We start from the raw sequence: 21,402 nt of genomic DNA on the forward strand, positions 1-21,402 counted from the left end.
GCGGGAAACCTTAGAAAGTGATGCGCGCCACGCCGCTGATCTGGCGATCGCTCATGATCGAATCGCGCGGGCGCGTCAGGATGCCGTAATAGGTCGAGCGCACCGTGTTGGTGAGGTTGGTGCCGTTGACCGTCAGCGACAGGTGCGGCGTGACGTTCGCGGTGATCGACGCATCGAGCTGGCCCGACGCCTTCTGGAAGATCGGCAGGTTGCCGGTCCCGTTCGCCGAGGTCGTGACCAGGAACTTGTTGCGCCAGTTGTACGCCGCGCGCGCCGAGATGATCCCATGCTCGTAGATGCCGACCAGGTTGAAGTTGTACTTCGACAGGCCCTCGAGCGGCAATTGCGTCACCGGGCCCTGGCTTGCGGGGCTGGGCGCCTGCGAGTCGACATAGGTGGCGTTGGCCTGGACCCCCAGACCCTTGAGCGCGCCGGGGAGGAAGTCGAAGAACTGCTGATAGGCGACTTCGACGCCCTTCACCTTTGCCTTGGCGGCGTTGTTGTAGGTGGTCACGTCGTAGGTCGCCGTCACGTTGTCGGTGAAGGTGACGTTACGCTGGTTGATGACCGTCTGGATGTAGTTCGAGATGTCCTTGTAGAAGCCAGCAACGGTGAGCGAGCCGGTCCGCGAAAAATACCACTCGGCCGAAACGTCGAAATTGGTCGATTTCATCGGCTTGAGGAACGGGTTGCCGCTCGAGGTGGTGTGCTGCTGGTTGATCTGCGCGGTGCCCGGCTCGGTGATCGTCAGCGCCGGATTGACCTGATCGAAGCGCGGGCGCGAGATGTTCTTCGACGCGGCGAAGCGCAACTGGAGCTTTTCGGTCAGATGCGCGCGCAGGTTGAGGCTCGGCAGCACCGAGGTGTAGCTGTTCGTCTCGCCGATCGCGGTGAACGTCGGCGCTGCGGTCGACTGAGTGCCATCCGGCGCGGTGATCAGGTCGATCTGCTGGTAGAAGCCCGCCACCGCCGCCTGGGTGCGCACGACACGGACGCCGATGTTGCCGTCGATCGGCACCGGCAGGTTGCTCGCCTTGAAGAACGCGGCCGCATAACCGGCATAGCTCTTCTGCGACTGCGAGTTGGTGCCGCTCGGCGCGAACGGCGGCGTCGTCGTGACGCCGAGGGCGGCGCGCGTCGCGTCATAGTTCAGCACGGTCGGCAGCGAGAACGCCTGGATGTCGCCGAACAGGTTCGCCTGCCCGCGGTAGAAGTCGCTCAGGTCGACATAGGTCAGGTTGGTCGCCGGCCCGGTCAGGCCGATATAGCGATAGCCCGTGTCGTTCGTCGTGTTCTCACGATTGGCATAGCGCAACCCGACCTTGATCGAGTTGAGGATGCCCCCGTTGAAGCGATATTCGCCATCGAGGCGGCCGACCGTGTCGGTGCCCTTGGAATTGTTCAGATCGTCGAGGTAGAAGCCGTTGCTATAGGTGCCGGGGTTGGCGAGACCGGCAGCGGATGCGATCTGGAACGACGGGGTCGTGCCCGCGATGTTCTGCTGCAACGTCGTCGCGGTGCCGCTCAGCCCGACGATCGAGTTGAGATTGTTGGTCTTCGAGTCGACATATTGGAAATCGCCGGTGATCGTCAGATTGGCCGACGGCTTCCACTTGCCGTTAAGCGAGTAATCGCTCGTGACCGAATGGCGCGAGCCGATCGAGGTGTTGTCGCCGATCGGGACGTTGGTGAAGGTGCCGCTCTGGAAATCGCCGTTCGGGGCATAGGTGAAGGGTGCCCCCGCCAGCGGCGTGATCGCCGCGCCGCTGGTATAGGCGAAGTAGCTGTAGCCATAATCACGGATTTTATAATCGTTGTGAAAATACTCGCCGGTGAATTCGAGCGTGCTGCTCGGGCGCCATTGCAGCGACACGTCGACGCCGAGGCGGCGGCGGTCGCCGATGACCTCGCCGATGCCGGTGCCGTGCGGCAGCGTGGTCGTCTGGCCGGTGCGGCCAAGCAACGCCGCGGTCGCGGCGTCGCTCGGGCTGGTGAACGTGCCATCGGCCTTGCGGCTCTGGTCGAGCGTGTAGAACGGCTCGGTCGAGATCGTGTCCTGCCGGAAATTGGTCTTCTGGTATGACGCGCTGGCCAGGATGCCGATCTCGCCGATGCCGGTGTTCCAGCGATCGCTGATCAACAGCGATGCGGCGGGCTGGCTCTTGCCGATCAGGTCGTAATAGGTGTTGGCGACCGAGCCCGAGATCTTGAAACCGTCGAAATCGAACGGCTTGCGGGTTCGGAAATTAATCGTGCCGCTGAGCTGATCCTCGATCAGGTTGGACGACGGGTTCTTGTACACGTCGATCCCGGCGAGCAGCTCGGAGGGGACGTCCTCGAGGCTCAGCGCATTGCCCGACCCGCTCGCGGTGAAGATGTCACGCCCGTTGAGCTCGGTGCGAACCTGCGTCAGGCCGCGGATCGCGACCGCGCTGCCTTCGCCGAAGTTGCGCTGGATCTGGACGCCCGAGATGCGCTGCAGCGCTTCGGCGATGTTGCGGTCGGGCAGCTTGCCGATGTCCTCGGCGACGATCGAGTCGACGACCTGATCGGCGTTGCGCTTGATGTTCTGTGCGGAGCGCAGGCTCGCGCGCACGCCGGTGACGACGATGTCCTGACCGACGGCGGGGGCGGCGGGGGCCTCGACCGCGGGGGCGGCGGCGGGCGACTGGTCGCTCGCCGGAAGCGCGGGGCCGGTCGGCGCGGTGGTCTGGTCGGTGGACGGTGCCGTCGACGTCGCGGCGGTCTGCGCGACCGCGGGGGCGGTGGCGATCAGGAACGGCAGGATCGACGCGCTCAGCAGCAGCGCCTTGTTGGTTCCGGTACGGCGGACCTCAACGGCAGCAGACATTCAAATTCCTTCCACAGCATGAAAAATTCTCGCCAGCGCGAGAGTCCTAAATCTACCCGGGAAGGTTTCGGCGATCGCTCGTGCCGCGCCTCTCCCATTGAGCTGGCTTCGCGTCACCCACGGTGTCGAGCCAGTCTCCAGTGGCGGTCGGCTACGCGCGCCATGCCCACGGGTCAACTGATTTGTCGACCTATGCGCAAAGTGTTTATAGGTAAACGGTTGTGAGGGGTCGCACGTTTTTGTAATTCACGGGCAACCCGCCCCGCCGTACCCTATTCGTAGTGCCCAACGGTCACGCGCAGCAGCGTCGGTTGGTCGATGAAATTGAGTCCGTGATCGGTCTGGTCGCCGTTCCACAGGCGATCGACGACGAACGCCCCCTTGACGAGCCGTCCTTCCTCCACGCGCAGCACGAACGCGTTTTTCGGCGCGCCATTGCCTGGCGTGAACTCGATCCGGATGTGATCGCCCGCGACGAGATATTGGTCGGGGGCGACCTGCGCGACGACCGCGCCGCCGACGGGCTCGCTCGCCCAGGGCGGCGGTACGGACTGGATCCAGGTGTCGGTACGACGACCGAGCTGCCACTCGCCGTAGCTCGCGGTGATCGTCCAGTTGCCGAGCGTGGTCGACTGCGGCGCGCCATCGTCGCCCTTGGCGGTGCCCCAGGTCGGGTGTTCGAACGCGATCTTCGCCCAGTCGCGCTGCATGCCGGCGAACAGTTTATAGGGGACCGCGAAGGCATCGAGCGTGGCGTCGTCGAGCCGCTTCGCGCCGAGCGGATAATTGTAATAACCCGTCGCATCCATCCCGAACGGCGAGAAGCCGATCGCGCCGCGCCCGATCGCCGCCCAGAAGAAGCGCGCATATTCCGCGGCGTTGCCGATCTCGGGCACCGCGAGCGCATTGTCGGGGCGCTTGTAGCCGTCGAGAAACGCGAACACGTCGGCGCTCTTGCGGTCGTAAATGTCGGGTGCCTCGAAATCGAGCGCGGGCGCGGCGGCCTTCCAGATGTCGAGCACGTCCTGCTGCGGACCGCCGTTCGCGACGTCCTTCGGGTTCGGGACCTTGAAGGGGTCGGCAAGCGCGGCGTTGGCGTACATCGGCAGCGGCTTGATCGCCTTGCCCGCCACCGCGAGCGCGTTGCAATAGGCCGCGGTATACCAGCTGTTGAACGCGCGGTCGGCCTGCGCGCCATACGCCTGCGACCACGTCCCGCGCTTGCCGAGCGCGGCCGGGACCGGGCCGATGAAAAGCCTCTGCGCTTGGGGGCCGAAATCGCGCGGGTTGGCATAGCTCCCAGTTTCGTTCTCGACCTGTACCAGGATCGTGGTGTTCTGGCGGTCGTGGTCGCGCAGATAGGTGATGAAGCGAATGAAGGCGCGCTTGTCCGCCTCGAGCGTGGCGCGGGCATTCGGGCTGAACACGCCGTGGTCCTTGCCGTCGCGCGTCTTCATCCGCGGGAAACGGCGGTTGTCCTGCTTGACCCAGTCGGGCGCATAGCCGGGTCCGGTGTTCTTGTACGCGCCGAACCACAGCAGGACGAGCCGCTTGTCATGCGCGCGCGCCTGGTCGAGCAGCGTCTGCAGGAAGGTGAAGTCGAACGTCCCCTCGACCGGCTCGACCTGTTGCCAGGCGATCGGCACTTCGACGGTATTGGCGTGGATCCGGTCGAGCATCGGCCACACCGCGGGCAGGGCGGAAGCCGCGTTGCTCGAATTGTTGACCTGTGCGCCCAGCATCAGGAACGGCGCGCCGTCGACGATCAGCGCGTGATGGCCGCCCCGGGAGACGATGTGCGGCACTTCACCCGATGGCGCGACGGACTGCGCAAAGGCGGGCGCGGCGGTCGCCAGCGCGGCGAGAAACACGGGCAGTCTCTTCATGTCAGATCCTTTTGCGGGGAGGGGGCGTGCGCGATGCCAGCCACGCGATCGCGCCAAGGGTAACTTGATGCCGGTATCGTCGCAGCCGCGACCATCGGAGCGGTTGTCAACGCGATCGGTCGGCCGCAGGTCGTGTCCCGGCACCGAAATCGAATCGCATTGTCGCTTGCGCCAGTGAAACGATTGCTCATAGGTGAACGCAACTGGCCGGACGATGCACAAGCGTCAACCACCGGCATCGATGAAGAGGATCTGTGACATGGCAATGGTATCGGAGCGCAAACGCGCCCTTGCGAAGTGGACCGGCGCTGCGGTCATCGCCCTGATCCCGGCGCTGCTCCCGCTCGCCGCAGCACAGGCGGAACCGCTGGCCTCGCTTGACCGCAACGGCAGCCGCGTCTCGGTCGAGCCTTATGCGCCCAACATCGTCCGCGTCACGATCGCGCTCGACCGCGATCTCGCAGATGCCGCACCCGGGCCCGGTGCCAATGCCAAGTCCGACGCAACGGGCTGGAGCCACCGCGCGGATGCGTCGGGCGACGTGTTCGCCTCCTCGGCGCTGTCGCTCACCGTCGCCGCCCAGCCCTGGCCCAAGGCACCGTCGCAGATGGAGCGCTATTTCGCGCCGTCGCTGCCGCCCGTGTCGATCAGCGTGAAGGGTGCAGACGGCCATCTCATCACGCAGATGACCGGGTGGGAAATGGCACCGCACACCGTGGCGGGCGAGAAGACCTTCAAGGTCGGCGCGAGCTTCGCCGCCCCGCTCGACGAACATTATTACGGGCTCGGCCAGAACCAGGAAGGCCGGCTCGACCTGCGCGGGCGGACGATCGACTGCCGCCACAATTACGATGCGCCCGCCGGCGAGACGGTGTGCGTGCCGTTCATGGTCACCAACAAGGGCTATGGCATCGTCTGGGACAATCCCTCGACCGCGACGGTCTCGCCGGGGCTGCACAACAGTACGCACTGGCAATCCGAAGTCGGCGAGCGCGTGTCGTTCTTCGTCATCACCGGGGATACCACCGATGCGCTGTACGCGGGCTATGCCAGGCTGACCGGCAAGACGCCGCTCCCGCCCAAGGCGGCGTTCGGGCTGATCCAAAGCAAGGCGCGCTACGAGACACAGGCCGAACTGCTCGGCGTGGCGGAGGGCTATCGCAGCCGTGGCTATCCGCTCGACGTGATGGTGCTCGACTGGTTCTACTGGAGCCGGATGGGGCAGCTCGACATCGACCGCACCTATTTCCCCGATCCTGCGGGCATGAACGCCAAGCTCAAGGGGCTCGGCATGCACAGCATCATCAGCGTGTGGCCGCGCTTCGAGAAGGAATCGCGCTACTATAACACGCTCGCCGCCAAGGGCTGGCTGCTCCACGATGCCGACGGCACGGTCGTCGACGGGCTGCCGATCCGTGCGGACCGCGCGGGCGCGCTGCTCGACAGCACCAATCCCGATGCGCGGGGCTGGTTCTGGGACCGCATCCGCGACAACATCGCCTCGCAGGGGTTCGACTGGTTCTGGCTCGACGAAACCGAGCCCGACCTCGTCCCCGACGGCCATCAGTTCGCGATCGGCTCGGGCGACCGGTATCACAACCTCTTCCCGCTGGTGCACACCGCGAGCGTCGCGGAAGGGTCAGCGAAAGACCGGCCCGATTTCCGCAACCTGATCCTGTGCCGCGCGGCCTATCTGGGCACGCAGCGCAACGGCTGCCTGTTCTGGTCGTCCGACGTGCAGGCGACGTGGGAAGCGCTCAAGCGGCAGGTGCCGACCGGGCTCAACTTCACCGCGTCGGGCCTGGCGTATTGGAGCAGCGACACGGGCGGGTGGCAATATCCGAACGGCCCCAAGGCCGAGCATCCGGTGTTGCTCGACCCCGCGGGCGCGACCGCGATGGCGCCGAGTTATGCGGATTACCCAGAGCTGTTCGTGCGCTGGTTCCAGTACAATACCTTCACCCCGACGCTGCGCATCCACGGGCAGCGCCCGGCGACCGCGATCTGGGATTACGGCAAGGCGGCCGAACCCGTGCTCGCGCAATATCTCAAGCTGCGCTACACGCTGGTGCCGTATCTCTATGCGATGGGCCACCAGACCTATGAGACCGGCGCACCGTTCATGCGCGGGCTGTTCATGGATTTCCCGAACGACCCCAAGGTCACCGACATGGGCGACGAATATATGTTCGGCCCCGCCTTCCTCGTCGCCCCCGTGACAGAGCAGGGCGCGACCAGCCGATCGGTCTATCTGCCCGCCGGGGCCGACTGGTACGATTACTGGACCAACGAGCGGCATCCCGGCGGCCAGACGATCACCGCCGCCGCGCCGATCGACAAGATTCCGCTGTTCGTGCGCGCCGGGTCGATCGTGCCGATGGGGGCGCAGGTCCCGAGCACCGCGACGCGCCAGCCGCTCGAGAGCATCCGCGTCTATCCCGGTCGCTCGACCAGCTTTACGCTGTACGACGATGACGGCGTGAGCAACGCCTATCGCAAGGGCGGCAGCACCGCGACGTTGCGCTGGGACGAGACGAGCGGCAAGCTGACCGCCTCGGGCAAGTTGCCGAGCGGGCAGGACGTCCGGACGCTGGTCAAGGTGATCGGGCGCTAGCGCGCCGATCCCTTTTCCAATCTCGCGACCCATCCTATGGTCGAGGCGGCGCAACGACGTCGGATAGTTTGGCTGGATAGGGGGCAGGATGGACGCGTTCGAAGACGAGGACCGTCGCTACAAGGCCCCGGCGCTGGAGAAGGGGCTCGATATCCTCGAGCTGCTGGCCGATGCGACCGATCCTCTGCCGCTCGCGGCGATCGCGGATCAGCTCGATCGGTCGCGCGGCGAGCTGCACCGGATGGTGCAGGTGCTGCAGTTCCGCGGCTATATCGACCAGGATCCCGGCTCCGAGGGCTATCGGCTGACCGACCGGCTGTTCGCGCTGGGGATGCGGCAGCCGCGCACCCGCAACCTGATCGAGCTGGCGATTCCCGTCATGCGGCGTCTGGTGCAGGATTCGGGCGAATCCTGTCACCTCGCGTTCCACAGCCGCGGCGAAATGGTCGTGGTGGCGCGGGTCGAATCGGGGGAGCAGGTCGGCTTCTCGGTCCGGGTCGGCTATCGTCGGCCGATCACGAAGACCGCATCCGGCGCCGTCCTGTATGCCTTCCAGCCCGAGGAGGTGCGCCGCCGCTGGGAGGGCCTGTTCGCGCCGCCGCTCGACGCCGCGGCGCTCGATGCCTTTCGCACCTATGCCGATCTGGTCCGCACGCGCGAGGTCGAGCTGACGCAAAGCCCGCTGGTCGCGGGCGTCACCGACATTTCCGCGCCGATCATGCGCGGCGGGGCGGCCGCCGCTGCGCTGACCGTGCCGTATCTCGAACGGCGCGAGCCGGTGCACACTGCCGAGCAGGTCGGGGCGATGGTGCTCGCCGCGGCACGGCGGATCGCGGAGCAACTGGTACAGAGCGACGAACGCCTCTGAGGCCCGGTCGCGGGGGCAGCACAAGCGGTTTGCACAGGTCAAAGTTCGGTTGCACATATGACATCTGGTTCGTAAGGTTGCGGGAGTTTCCCCGGAGCTGCCGAACCTGTGAAAGCCATCGTGTGCCAAGCGCCACAGCACCTCGATCTCGTCGATCGGCCGCCGCCGACCGCGCGCGCGGGCGAAGTGCTGGTCCGGATCCGGCGCATCGGCCTGTGCGGCACCGATTATCATATCTACGCCGGACGCCATCCGTTCCTGTCTTATCCGCGCGTGATGGGGCACGAGCTTTCCGGTGAGGTCGAGCAGGTGCCCGAAGGCTCGGCGTTCACCCCGGGCCAGCGCGTCGCGATCAATCCGTATCTGTCGTGCGGGATCTGCATCGCGTGCCGCGGGGGTAAGCCGAACGCGTGCGTCACCATTTCCGTGCTCGGCGTCCATCAGGATGGCGGGATGTGCGAGCTGGTCGCGGTTCCCGAAAGTGCGGTGATCGACGTCGCGGGATTGTCGCTCGACCATGCGGCGATGATCGAGTTCCTCGCGATCGGCGCGCACGCGGTCGCGCGCGCGACGCTCGCGGTCGGGAGCCGCGTGCTGATCGTCGGTGCGGGGCCGATCGGCATCGCCACCGGGCTGTTCGCGCGCCTCGCGGGGGCGATGGTGACGCTGATCGACACGCGCGTCGCCCGGCTCGACCATGCGCGCGCGAAGCTCGGTTTCGAGGACGTTCTGCCGGTCGACGAGCAGGTCGGGGCGGCATTGGCGGCGCGAACCGATGGCGATATGTTCGACGCGGTGTTCGATGCGACCGGCGTGCTTGCGGCGATGACGCAAAGCCTCGCCTATGTCGCGCATGGCGGGTCGTTGGTGCTGGTGGGGGTGGCACCGGGCAACCTCGTCTTTTCCGATCCTGAATTCCACAAGCGCGAAACCTGCGTTCTGGCCAGTCGCAACGCATTGGCGAGCGACTTCGCGCACGTCATCGCGGCGATCGCGGCGGGGCATATTCCGATCGATGCGTTGCAGACCCACAGCTTCCCCGCCGAAGACATGCCCACGCGCCTGCCGCAACTGATGGCCGAGGCGGATCATGTCCTGAAGGCGATCGCATATTTTTAGCGGCGTGGCGCGACCGGTCCGATCCGGCGACGCGACGTCGGGGACGCGATCAGACGTCCGACGGCGCGCCCGGATAGCCGAGCGTATCGGAGATCGCCGCGGTCGTCGCGCGGAGCAACTCGCGCGCCGCCTCCAGCCCGACCTTCTGCGAGCCGTCGATGAGGTCGAGAAACGGAATCGTCAGCGCCGCGATCGCGCGTCCGTCGAAGCCGAAGATCGGAAAGCTGATGTCGGTCACGCCGTAGGTGACCGGGCTTTGCCGGCTGTCATGCCCCGCCGCGCGGATCGTTGCGAAGCGCTTCGCCAGATGCGCGCGGTCGATCGGGTCCGCGCGCTGCGCGACGACGGCATCGAGGATCTGTTCGCGCCGGCGAGGCGCGGCATAGGCAAGCAGGACCTGCCCCGAACAGCTGGTGACGATGTCGATCCGCGCCCCGACGCGCAGCGAGAAACCTCGGACGCCGGGTTGCTGTTCGCAAGCGATGACCAGCCCGTGATCCTCGCTCGCCACCACCAGATGGCACGATTGCCCGGCGGCGAGCGCGAGGCCCTGCATCTGCGGCAGCGCGGCCCGCACCAGGTTCTGCGCGGGCGTGGCGCGATAGGCGGTTTCGAGCAGCTTGTACGACACGGTGTAGCGATCGGTGTTCGCCGATTTGCGCAGATAGCCGAGCCGTTCCATCACGATCACGATGCGGAACAATTCGCCGACCGAGCGGCCGAGGCTGGCCGCCATTTCGCTGACGAGCGCGCCGTCCGGATAGTCGGCGAGCAGTTCGATGATCTCGAACGCCTTCTCGAGCGCTGGCGCGGCATATACGCCTTTCGGTCCGGTTCGCGTCACGTGGGTCCTCTCTGTATAGGCCCGGGCATACCGGCGGCATCTGCCGCAGGAAAGAGCCGGCGGTGGCAATTGGTGATCCCGGCGCGATCCGCCGGGGTTGCGCATGAAGAGGTGAGCCTATGACCCGGACGCGCCACGTCCTCCTCCTCGACCTGCAAGACGATCCCGCCGCGATTGCCGCGTACCGTCATTGGCATCGCCCGGGCGGCCCGCCCGCGGCGGTCTCGCGCGCGATCCGGGCAGAGGGGATCACCGCGCTGGAGATCTGGCACGTCGGCGACCGGCTGGTGATGCTGATGGAGACCACGCCCGAGTTCGACCCCGCCGCCAAGGCGGCGCGCGACGGCGCCGACCCGGACGTGCAGGCGTGGGAAACGCTGATGGACCGTTTCCAGCGGCCGCTTCCCTTTGCGCGCGACGGGCAGAAATGGGTCGAGGCAGAGCGGATCTACGCGCTGGCTGATCAACCGTCGTGCCCCTGATCGACGCGCATCAGCATTTCTGGTCGCTTGCCACGCCGGGACACATATGGCCGACCGCCGCGGAAGGCGCGATCCACTGCGATTTCGGTCCCGATGCGTTGCGGAACGCCAGCGCCGGGGTAGCGCTCGACGGGACGGTGCTCGTGCAATCGCAGCCGACCGACCGCGATACCGACTGGATGCTCACGCTGGCGGCGCGCACGCCGCTGGTGCGCGCGGTGGTCGGCTGGGTCGACCTGTTGCAGCCCGATGCGCCCGTGCGCATCGCTGCGCTCGCGCGGCACCCCAAGCTGCGCGGGCTGCGCCCGATGCTGCAGGCGATCCCCGATCCCGACTGGCTGTTGCAGGACGCGCTGACGCCCGCGCTCGAAGCAATGCAGGCGGAAGGTTTGCGCCTCGATGCGCTGGTCCAGCCGCGGCACCTTCCGATGCTCGCGCGGTTCGCCGCGCGCTGGCCCGACTTGCCGATCGTGATCGACCATGCCGCCAAGCCCGACGCCGCGCGGATGGCGCTCGACCCGTGGCGCGACGATATCGCGGCGCTCGGCGGGCTGGGCCTGTCGTGCAAGCTGTCGGGCCTGCGGACCGAGCAGGCGGCGGGCCAGCCAGCCGAAGCATTGATGCCCTATGTCGCGCATCTCGTCGAAACGTTCGGCGCGCGGCTGATGTGGGGGAGCGACTGGCCGGTCGTCCGCCTGTCGGGTGACGACTGGCGCCGCTGGCACGACGACGCACGCCACCTCGCCGCCCGCGCATGTGCCGATCTCGACCAGCTGTTCGGGGGTGCCGCAATCGCCTTCTACGGCCTGTAAGGCCGGCGCGCCCGCGCGCGCTACTGGACGACCTCGACGCCATAGGGCGCGAGCGGGAGTGTGCCTGAATACGCCTTGTTCGACAGCAATCCGCGCCTGGTGCCGCCGAACGAGACGCTGACCGGCGCCTGCGTCGTGTTGACGTACAGCGTCCGCCCCTCGACCACGCGCGCGACCACGCCGGCGGGCGTCTTCGGCCCGGGCTTGATGCCGAGCGACGGATAGAGCGACCGCACCAGCGGACCGAGCAGTTCGGACTGCGGCGCGGTCGCGACGTAGATCGCCTGGCCTTTGCCGTAATGGTTGATCGTGATCGCGGCGCTTTTTAGCGGCGTATCGGCGAAGGTCGCGAGCGGCGTCGCGGTGCTCGGTTCGAGGATCTCGTAATAGGGGTCGCTGCCGGTCAGCGTCGCGCCGTTGAAGGTCACCTTGAGCGGCTGCTCGGCGCGATAGAAGGCGTTGGTGCGCACGCCGAACACGTCGCCGAGCCGACCGGGCAGGGGCGTCTCGAACCATTTGCCCGTCTCGTCGACCTTGGCCGAATAGCCGGTCATGATGACGGTGCCGCCGTCCGCGACATATTTGCGGACTGCCGCCGCGGTCGGCGCGTCCATCACATAGGCGCTTGGCAGGATCGCGAGCTTGTATTTCGCGAGCGAGTCGTGGCCGAAGTCGATCACCGCGGTATCGATATTGTCCTCGAACATCGGGCGATAGGCTGCCTGTCCGAACTTGCTGTAATCGCCCTTGAAATATTCCTGCATCGTATTGGGGCCGGGGGGCGGGTTGGTCAGCCAGTAGCTCTGGTACGAGAAGTTCACCGCGACCTGCGGCGGATCGTAGCGCGGGAAGCCGAGCGTCTTGAGCGTCTTCATCTCCCGCGCGATCTGCGCGAATTCGTCGACCTTCCACGATGGCCGACCGTCATGGTCGACCAGCCCGAACAGCGCCTGTTCCTCGCCGCCGCTGTGCGAATTGAAAGTCCAGGCGAGGAAGCTCTGCGTGTAATAGAGCAGCCCGAAATAGGCCCACATGCGCGAGCGGCCGGGCGTGCCGTAATAGCCGCCGCCGCCGGCGGTGAATTCGTTGAACCACACCGGCGTGTCGTGTCCCGCCCGGTTCGACATCACGTCGAACGCCGCGCCGAGCGGGTCGCCCGGGTAAAACCCTTGGGCACCATAGGTCGAGATCTTGTCCCAGTTGCGAAGATAATCGAAGCCCTTCGACCCCGCGTTCGGCCAGAAATTGGACGCGACCGGCAGGTTGGGGGCGTATTGCTTGCGCACGGCCTCCAACTCCTGAAGCGCGCCGACCGTGTCGTCCGACCAGTAGCGGTGCAGGTCGAGATACCGCTCGTTCGGGCCCGGGCCGCGTTCATAGGGCAGGTCGACCTGATCCCAGGTGTTGATCCGGCGCGACCAGCGCTGCGTCGCCCACGCCGTGTTGAGCGCCTCGATCGTCCCGTAGCGGCGCTTGAGCCACGCAACGAAGCGAGTCCGATCGGCGGGCGAATAGGACATGTGCCCGTTGCCGATCTCATTGTCATAGCCGAGCGCGATCACCGCCGGATTGTGCGCGTACCGCTCCATCATCTTCTGCGCGAGGCGCGCGGCGAGGCGGCGATAGTCGGGGTCGCTGATATTGTCCCAATAGCGGCTCGCGGCGTTGATCCGCGCGCCATCCTGGTTGACGATGTCGACCCCGGGATATTTCTTGTGCAGCCAGATCGGCGCGGGCTGCCCCGGGATGTCGACGATCACGCGGATGCCCGCGGCGTGCATCTGCGCGATGACGTCGTCGAACCATTTGAAATCGAAGCGGCCTTCCTCGGGCTCGAACGAATCCCACGACAGGTCGCCCATCCGCACCATCGTCATGCCCGCTGCCTTCATGATCGCGATATCGGCGCGGATCTGCGCGGGGCTGCGGTCGATCGGCTGATAGCAGGTGCCGACGAACAGCTCGCCCTTGCCGGGCCAGCCGGGATGGCCGACTGCACCCTGTGCGCGCGCCTCGGGCGCGATCGCGGTCGGGGCGATGCCGCACGCCAGCGCGAGCGCGAGCGCAACGCCGGCGAGGCGGGTGGGACGACGATACATGGTAAGTCCTTTAAAACGCGGATCGGGGTGGCGCGGCGGGCGTCAGGCCTGATGGATGCGGAACACGCTGGCATGCCGCGTCGGCAGGCGCGCGGGGACGTCGATCGACAGCGCCGTGGCGGTCTGGCGGAACCGTACCGGTCCGGCACCGAGCAGGTCGACCCCGACCACGCGACCGCGCGCCTGCGGGGCGCCGCTACGCAAGGCGGCGATCTCGGTCACGCCGCGCGGCTCGCCGAGCGTGATTGCGTACAGCGTCTTGCCCTTGGTCGTGAAGCGGATGTCGCGCGGCGTGTAATCGGCCTTTTCCTTGAACATGCCCTCGACCGCCTCGGTCGGCCCCTCGCCATATTGCGTCCACGGGCGCGTGCCGTGGATCGCCTCGCCATTGACCGCCATCCAGGCGGCGAGGTCGGTCAGCAGGGTGTCGGATTCGGGCGGCAGCGAGCCGTCGCCGCGCAGCACGACGTTGAGCAGCATGTTGCCGTTCTTGCTGACGATGTCGGCAAGCATCGTCACGATCTGGTTCGACGTCTTGTACGTCTCGTTCGCGTTGTGGAACCAGTCGCCGTTCGACGTGTCGGTCTGCCAGGGGAGCGGGTTGATGCCCTTGAGCACGCCGCGCTCGACGTCCTGCACCATGCCTTCCTTGAAGAACTCGCCGGTGCCGGAATCCTTGCAATTGTAGACCGCCTCGAGCCGCCCACTACGCGCGATGCTGCTGTTGTACAGGTGCGCGACCAGGCTGCGACCGACTTCGCCGAACGGCAGCCCGCCGTCCGAGTAGAGCAGGTCGGGCTGATAGCCGTCGACCAGATCGCGGATTCGCTTCAGCCACAGCTGATGATAGGCCGGGTTGGTGGTGTACCAGCTCGCCTTGGTATCGATGAACGGCTCGGTCCGGTTGTCGTGATAGAGATCGGCATAGGCCGGATTGGCACCGTCATAGGGGATGCCGAGCTTCGGCCAGAACTGGTCGTAGCCGTGATTGGGATACCACCAGTTATGGCTCGCGCCGAGATGTTCGGAGACGCCGAAGCGCAGGCCGTGGCGTTTGGCCGCGGTCTTCCACGTGCCGACCACGTCGCGCTTCGGGCCCATTGCGACCGCGTTCCAGCGGTTGTGCTTCGAGTTCCACAGGTCGAAATTGTCGTGGTGGACGCCCATCGACACGAAGTATTTCGCGCCCGCCTTGGCATAGCGCGCCATCAGCACCTCGGGCTCCCAGCGCTCCGCCGTCCACAGCGGGATGATGTCCTTATAGCCCCGCTCCGACGGGTGGCCGTAGGTCTTGAGATGATGGTCGTAATGCGGGTGGCCGGGGACGTACATCCAGCGCGCGTACCAGTCGCCGCGCGCGGGCACGGCCTGCGGGCCCCAATGCGCCCAGATGCCGAACTTGGCGTCCTTGAACCATTCGGGCGGGGTGTAGGTGGACAGCGACTCCTGCGTCGAATCGAACCGACCGCGGGGGAGCGCGCCCGCCGCAATCGCGGGCGCGGCGCGGACCAGCGCCCCGACGCCGAGCGCGGCAAGCGGGCCGCTCAGGATCTCACGCTTGCTGAAGGTCGTCATCTTTCTCTCCCGCGGGCTGGTTTCACTGGTGCAATAGAATTCTCTTTCGTGCAAGTGACGCTCCTCAGGCAGCAGACTTTCGGGAGTGGATACGATGCGTTGGATCGCTTTGGGGTCGCGTGGCGCAATCGCCGCAGCGACGATGATCGCGTATCCCGTGGTCGCAGCGCCCGAGCGGGTGGTCATGGTCGATGTCGGGCAGGCGCAGCGACCGGTCGACCGCTTCTACGATCTGTCGGTCGGCTCCGACTATCCGGGCACGCTGATCCGCGCCGACAGCCAGGCGCAGCTCAAGACCGCGACCGACGAACTCGGCTTCCGCTATCTCCGCTTCCACGCGATCTTCCATGACGTGCTCAAGACCGTCCGCGTCGAGAACGGGCGCACCGTCTACGACTGGACCGGGATCGACCGACTGTATGACGCCATGCTGCGGCGGCACATCAAGCCGTTCGTCGAGCTCGGCTTCACCCCGCAGGCGCTTAAGACCTCGGACCTCTCGATCTTCTACTGGAAGGGCAACACCTCGCATCCACGGCTCGACGGCTGGGCGGCGCTGATCGATGCGTTCGCGCGCCATTTGCAGCAGCGCTATGGCGCGGCCGAGGTGCGGAGCTGGTATTTCGAGGTGTGGAACGAACCCAACCTCGACGGCTTCTGGGAAAAGGCGGACAAGCCGGCCTATTTCGAACTGTACGACGTGACCGCGCGCGCGCTGAAAACGGTCGATCCGGCGCTGCGCGTCGGCGGCCCGTCGACCGCCGGTGCGGCGTGGGTGCCGGAATTTCTCGATCATGTCGCCAAGAGCGGCGCGCCGGTCGATTTCGTCACCACGCACACCTACGGTGTCGAAGGCGGCTTCCTCGACGAGCAGGGCAAGAGCGACACCAAGCTGTCCCCCGCGCCCGATGCGATCATCGCCGACGCGCGCAAGGTGCGCGCCGAGATCGCGGCGTCGAAATTCCCCAGGCTGCCGCTCTATTTCACCGAATGGAGCACCAGCTACACGCCGCGCGACCCGGTGCACGACAGCTATGTCAGCGCGCCCTATATCCTCAGCAAGCTGAAGGCGGTGCAGGGCATCGTCCAGGGCATGAGCTACTGGACCTATAGCGACCTGTTCGAGGAGCCGGGCCCGCCGACCGCACCGTTTCAGGGCGGCTTCGGGCTGATGAACCCGCAGGGCATCCGCAAGCCTGCGTGGTTCGCGTACAAATATCTGAACGCGCTCCGCGGCAAGGCCGTGCCGACCGTCGACGCCAACAGCTGGGCGGCAACCGAGGGGCGGCGGACCAGCGTGGTCGTGTGGGACTGGCATCAGCCCGACCAGAAGGTCAGCAACCGCCCGTTCTACACCAAGCTGGTGCCGAGCACGCGACAGGCACCCGCCGCGGTGCGGTTCGCGGGCCTCGCGCCCGGTCGGTATCGGCTACGGACCTATCGCACCGGCTATCGCCACAACGACGCCTATTCGGCCGATATCGACATGGGGCTACCGAACGCCCTGACCGCCGCGCAAGTCGCACGGCTCCAGGCGCAGACGCAGGACAAGCCCGAGCAGGACCGGGTCGTGCGAATCGACGCCACCGGACGCTACGCCGCGACGGTGCCGCTCGACACCAACGACGTCGTGCTGATGACGCTCGATCCGGCCACCCGCGGGTGAGCCAGCCCATTCCGACTGCCTTTCAAGATACGTGGAGAACCCAGATGAGCAGCTTTCCCCTCGGGCGCACCGCGCGCAACCGTCGCGCCATGATGGCTTCCGCGCTTTCGGCGGGTTTCCTTCTGGCCGGCGCTTCGGCGGCATCTGCGCAGGCGTCGCACGAGGTCCCGCGGATCGAGACGCGCAACGGCCGGCATGCGCTGATCGTCGATGGCGCGCCCTTCTTCATGCTCGGCGCACAGGTCAACAATTCGAGCAACTATGCCGAGCCGCTGGCGACCGCATGGTCGGTGCTCGACCGGATCGGCGCCAACACGGTCGAGGTGCCGATCGCGTGGGAGCAGGTCGAACCCAAGGAGGGGACGTTCGATTTCAGCTTCCTGCAGACCCTGCTCGACCAGGCGCGCAGCCATGACAAGCGCGTCGTCCTGCTCTGGTTCGGCACGTGGAAGAACACGTCGTTTTCGTACACGCCCGACTGGGTCAAGCTCGACAACCGCCGCTTTCCCCGGATGAAAACGAAGGACGGCACGGATCACGGCGTGCTCAGCGCGCACGGCACGGCGACGCTCGCGGCGGACAAGCGCGCGTTCGTTCAAGTGATGACCTATCTGCGCGATCACGACCCGCAGAATACCGTCATCATGGTGCAGGTCGAGAATGAGACCGGCAGCTACAAGAACCCGCGCGATTTCTCGCCCACCGGCAATGCGCTGTTCGCCAAGCCGATCCCGCCCGCGCTGGCACAGCGCGTGCACAAGACCGGCACCTGGAGTGCGGCGTTCGGCGCGCAGGCCGATCGTGCCTTCAACACCTGGTACGTCGGCAGCTATGTCAACGCGATCGCGGCGGCGGGCAAGGCGGTCAAACCGTTGCCGATGTACGTCAACGCCTCGCTCTCGGGGCCGTCCAACGTGCCCGACCCCTATGGCGTGGCGAGCGGCGGCCCGCAGCAGGACGTGCTCGACATCTGGAAGGCGGCAGCCCCCGCGATCGATTTCCAGGCACCCGACATCTACGACAAGACCAGCGCCAATGTGATCAAGTATCTCGACCGATATGCCCGCCCAGACAATGCGCTGATGGTCCCCGAAATGGGCAATACCCGCGATTTCGCGCGCTTCTTCTGGCCGACGATCGGGCGCGGCGCGATCGGCTTCTCGCCGTTCGGCATGGATGATACCGGCTACGCCAATTACCCGCTCGGTGCGCTCGACCTGTCGCCCGCCACGCTGGGCGCGTTCGCGCTGCCCTATGCGGCGGTCGGTTCGATGATGCGCGACTGGGCGCGGATCGCGTTCGAAAAGCCGACGTGGGGCGCGGCCAAGCCCGACGACGGCGCGGTCCAGTCGACGCGCATGGGGGACTGGTCGATCACCGCCGCCTGGGGCGAGTGGCAGTTCGGGATGAAGGACTGGGCCTGGCTCAAGAGCGATCAGGCACCATGGGGCAAGGAGCCCGTCGGCGGGGTCGCGGTCGCGCAATTGTCGGCGAACGAATTCCTCGTGATGGGCGACCATGTCCGCGTCTCCTTTGCGGGGGCGCCCGGCACCGGATCGAACGGGGTCATGGTGCGGGTCGAGGAGGGGCGGTTCGACAAGGGGCGCTGGGTGATGCGCCGGGTGTGGAACGGCGACCAGACCGATTATGGCCTGAATTTCGTCGGCCGCCCGCAAGTCCTCAAGGTCACGATGGGGCGCTATCGCTGAGCATGGAGCCTGGCCTCGGGGCCAGGTTCGGTCGAGTTCCGCAGGGCGGCCGCACGCTGGCGTTGCGGGGCGGGGGACGAATGCCTAAGTCTCGAATCGGCTGTAGTTCTCCCGAGTAGGCGGTTTTGACTCATACGACTTCCCGTCCGGCGTCGGACACGAGCAGATTGACGGCGGACGCCGAACGCATCGCCGCCGAAGTGCTCGGCCAGGACGCCGGCACCGACCCGTTCGTTGCGGCAGTGCGCGCGACGCGGATGCCGATGATCATCACCAATCCGCGCCTGCCCGACAATCCGATCGTCTTTACCAACAACGCCTTCTGCCGGTTGACCGGCTATACTCGCGAAGAAATTCTCGGGCGGAATTGTCGGTTCCTGCAGGGGGCGGACACCGACCCGGCGACGGTCGCGCGGCTTCGCGCCGCGTGCGAGCGGGTCGAGCCGCTCGAGATCGACATCCTCAACTATCGCAAGAATGGCGACACGTTCTGGAACCGGCTGCTGATGGCGCCGGTCTATGACACCGAAGGGGTGCTCGCCTATTATTTCGCGAGCCAGGTCGATGTCACGATCGAGCGCGAGCGGCTCGATGGCCTCGAGGCGAGCAACGCCTCGCTGATGGCCGAGCTGACCGATCGGTTGCGGATGCAGGAGGAGCATGAGCGCGAGCTCGCCTTCACGCTCAAGGCGGCGCGGTTCGGGACGTGGAGTCTCGAGATCGCGACCAAGCGACTGACCGCGTCGGAAACCTGCAAGGAGATCTTCGGGCGTCCGGTCGACCAGCCGTTCAGCTATGAGGACCGACTCGCCGCGATCCACCCCGACGACCGCACGAAAAGCACCGCGGAAGTCCAGCGCTGCGTCGCGGAGGGGACCGATTACGAGGTGATCTATCGCATCCAGCGCCCGGACGGCGAATTGCGCTGGATCGGATCGCGCGGCCAGCCCTTCTACAACGCGGACGGGCAGGCGCTGCGGATCGCCGGCGTCTCGACCGATATCACCGAGCAGCGCCGGAGCGAGCTGATGCGGTCCGCGCTGGTCGAGCTTGGCGATGTGTTCCGCGATACCGAACAGCCCGACGACATCGCGTTCGAGGCGGCGCGGATCATCGGCCGCACGCTCGACGTCAGCCGGGTGGGGTTCGGCGAGGTGGACACGCAGGCCGAGACGATCAGCATCGCGCGGGACTGGAATGGGCCGGGGATCGCCACGATCGCGGGCGTGCTCCATTTCCGCGAACACGGGTCGTATATCGACGATCTCAAGCGCGGCGAGACCGCGGTCGTCGAGGATGCGCGGCTCGACCCGCGGACTGCCGATACCGCGGACGTGCTCGAGGCGATCAGCGCGCGCGCGTTCATCAACATGCCGCTGACCGAACACGGTGGGCTGGTCGCCTTGCTGTATCTCAACCATGCGACCCGGCGGCGCTGGCCTGCGGACGAGGTCGCGTTCGTCCGCGAAGTCGCCGAGCGGACCCGGATCGCGATGGTGCGGCGGCGCGCGGAGCAGGAGCTGGCGTTGCTCGCCGCCTCGCTCGAACAGCAGATCGTCGCGCGGACGAGCCAGTTGCAGACCGCGGAGGATGCGCTGCGCCAGTCGCAGAAGATGGAAGCGGTCGGTCAGCTCACCGGGGGCGTCGCGCATGATTTCAACAATCTGCTGACGGTCATCCGCTCGGCGACCGATCTGCTCAAGCGCCCCGATCTGAGTGCCGAACGGCGCGAGCGCTATATCGACGCGATTTCGGACACCGCCGATCGCGCGGCGAAGCTGACCGGCCAGTTGCTCGCCTTTGCGCGGCGTCAGGCGCTCAAGCCCGAGATCATCGATGTCGGGCAAAGCCTGCGAATCATCGCCGACATGCTGGGCACGCTGACCGGATCGCGGATCGTCATCGGGATCGACGTGCCCGAAAGCGCGTGCTTCACCAACGTCGACCCGAGCCAGCTCGACACTGCGCTCGTCAACATGGCGGTCAACGCGCGCGATGCGATGGGCGGGGCGGGGCGGATCGACATCGTCGTGCGCCCGGCGACCGCGATCCCTGCGGTGCGGGCGCACCCCCGGGTCGCCGGCCGCTATGTCGCGATCGCGATGACCGATACGGGCGCCGGGATCGAACCCGACCAGCTCGAGCGGATCTTCGAGCCGTTCTTCACCACCAAGGGGGTGGGCGAGGGGACCGGGCTCGGGCTGAGCCAGGTGTTCGGTTTCGCGAAACAGTCCGGCGGCGACATCACCGTCGAGAGCGCCGTCGGTCGGGGAACGACCTTCACGCTCTATCTTCCGGCGGTCGATCAGGGTGCGGTGGCGGGCGACGACGCGCCGACCGAGGAGCTCGAGGACGGCCACGGCACGTGTGTGCTGGTGGTCGAGGACAATAAGGAAGTGGGGACGTTCACCACCCAGTCGCTGGCGGAACTCGGCTATGTCACGGTCTGGGCGACCAACGCGCAGGAAGCGCTGGCCGAGCTGGAGGCCGACGCGGCGCGGTTCGGGATCGTCTTCTCGGACGTGGTGATGCCCGGCATGAACGGGATCGAACTGGGGGAGGCGATCCGCCACCGCTATCCCGGGCTGCCGGTCGTGCTGACGTCGGGGTATAGCAACGTGCTCGCGCAGAACGGCACGCATGGCTTCAAGCTGCTCCACAAGCCCTATTCGGTCGAGCAACTCTCGCGGGTGCTGCGCAAGGCGGTGGTGGCCTAAGCTGTAGTCCTCCGCCACGACCTTTTCTTCTGAATTCCTTTCCCGACCGGTCATTCCCAGTTGAGTCCAGGGGACCGGGAAGACGGCCGTACGCTGCTTTACCCTTCGATTAAAGGGAGCAGGACGAGTGCGTTCGCCGTCGATCTTGAGAATCGAGACG

General features: G+C 66.5%; 13 protein-coding genes. 8 read left to right on the forward strand and 5 right to left on the reverse strand.

What is annotated here, in order from left to right; translation table 11 throughout:
- Positions 1-10 precede the first annotated feature (10 nt).
- On the reverse strand, positions 11-2,851 hold the full coding sequence (locus RH91_RS11230) for a TonB-dependent receptor (RefSeq protein ID WP_010162846.1): 2,841 nt from the start codon (positions 2,849-2,851) through the stop codon (positions 11-13).
- Between the two features lie 272 nt (positions 2,852-3,123).
- Positions 3,124-4,737, reverse strand: coding sequence for a DUF5597 domain-containing protein (locus RH91_RS11235; protein ID WP_029623790.1), 1,614 nt, complete (start codon positions 4,735-4,737; stop codon positions 3,124-3,126).
- A gap of 259 nt (positions 4,738-4,996) precedes the next feature.
- Between RH91_RS11235 and RH91_RS11240 the strand changes: the two genes are divergently transcribed.
- The 3 genes from RH91_RS11240 (at position 4,997) to RH91_RS11250 (ending at position 9,338) form a co-directional block, all read left to right on the forward strand.
- Positions 4,997-7,351 (forward strand): glycoside hydrolase family 31 protein, encoded by a 2,355-nt coding sequence (locus RH91_RS11240; RefSeq protein ID WP_010162848.1) that lies wholly within the window; start codon positions 4,997-4,999, stop codon positions 7,349-7,351.
- Between the two features lie 88 nt (positions 7,352-7,439).
- A complete protein-coding gene (locus RH91_RS11245; protein WP_010162849.1) occupies positions 7,440-8,219 on the forward strand; it encodes an IclR family transcriptional regulator in 780 nt (259 codons plus the stop codon).
- Positions 8,220-8,339: 120 nt separating this feature from the next.
- Complete coding sequence (locus tag RH91_RS11250; RefSeq protein ID WP_232283482.1) at positions 8,340-9,338, forward strand: zinc-binding alcohol dehydrogenase family protein; 999 nt, start codon at positions 8,340-8,342, stop codon at positions 9,336-9,338.
- A gap of 49 nt (positions 9,339-9,387) precedes the next feature.
- Here the strand turns inward: RH91_RS11250 and RH91_RS11255 are convergent, their stop codons facing one another.
- Complete coding sequence (locus RH91_RS11255; RefSeq protein WP_010162852.1) at positions 9,388-10,182, reverse strand: IclR family transcriptional regulator; 795 nt, start codon at positions 10,180-10,182, stop codon at positions 9,388-9,390.
- Between the two features lie 119 nt (positions 10,183-10,301).
- Between RH91_RS11255 and RH91_RS11260 the strand changes: the two genes are divergently transcribed.
- Together RH91_RS11260 and RH91_RS11265 are read left to right on the forward strand one after the other, a co-directional pair.
- Entirely contained in the window at positions 10,302-10,664 is a 363-nt protein-coding gene (locus RH91_RS11260; protein WP_010162853.1) for an L-rhamnose mutarotase, read from the forward strand.
- Positions 10,655-11,476, forward strand: coding sequence for an amidohydrolase family protein (locus tag RH91_RS11265; RefSeq protein ID WP_010162854.1), 822 nt, complete (start codon positions 10,655-10,657; stop codon positions 11,474-11,476). The genes RH91_RS11260 and RH91_RS11265 overlap by 10 nt, the downstream gene beginning before the upstream one ends.
- A 20-nt stretch (positions 11,477-11,496) precedes the next feature.
- Here RH91_RS11265 and RH91_RS11270 read toward each other — a convergent pair whose 3' ends face one another.
- Together RH91_RS11270 and RH91_RS11275 are read right to left on the reverse strand one after the other, a co-directional pair.
- Positions 11,497-13,575, reverse strand: a complete 2,079-nt coding sequence (locus tag RH91_RS11270) for a beta-galactosidase (RefSeq protein WP_010162855.1) — start codon at positions 13,573-13,575, stop codon at positions 11,497-11,499.
- A gap of 42 nt (positions 13,576-13,617) precedes the next feature.
- Positions 13,618-15,150, reverse strand: coding sequence for an alpha-L-fucosidase (locus RH91_RS11275; protein ID WP_010162856.1), 1,533 nt, complete (start codon positions 15,148-15,150; stop codon positions 13,618-13,620).
- Between the two features lie 94 nt (positions 15,151-15,244).
- On the opposite strand from RH91_RS11275, the gene RH91_RS11280 reads away from it, so the two are divergent.
- The 3 genes from RH91_RS11280 (at position 15,245) to RH91_RS11290 (ending at position 21,242) form a co-directional block, all read left to right on the forward strand.
- Positions 15,245-16,816 carry a GH39 family glycosyl hydrolase gene (locus tag RH91_RS11280; protein ID WP_029623791.1) on the forward strand — a complete coding sequence of 524 codons (1,572 nt, stop codon included), beginning with the start codon at positions 15,245-15,247 and terminating at the stop codon, positions 16,814-16,816.
- 44 nt (positions 16,817-16,860) lie between these two features.
- On the forward strand, positions 16,861-18,525 hold the full coding sequence (locus tag RH91_RS11285; protein ID WP_010162858.1) for a DUF5597 domain-containing protein: 1,665 nt from the start codon (positions 16,861-16,863) through the stop codon (positions 18,523-18,525).
- Positions 18,526-18,692: 167 nt separating this feature from the next.
- Positions 18,693-21,242, forward strand: coding sequence for a PAS domain-containing protein (locus RH91_RS11290; RefSeq protein WP_010162859.1), 2,550 nt, complete (start codon positions 18,693-18,695; stop codon positions 21,240-21,242).
- Positions 21,243-21,402: the final 160 nt, after the last annotated feature.

Origin of the sequence: Sphingomonas sp. PAMC 26617, assembly GCF_000242835.1 — a bacterium.
Lineage (GTDB): Bacteria > Pseudomonadota > Alphaproteobacteria > Sphingomonadales > Sphingomonadaceae > Sphingomonas.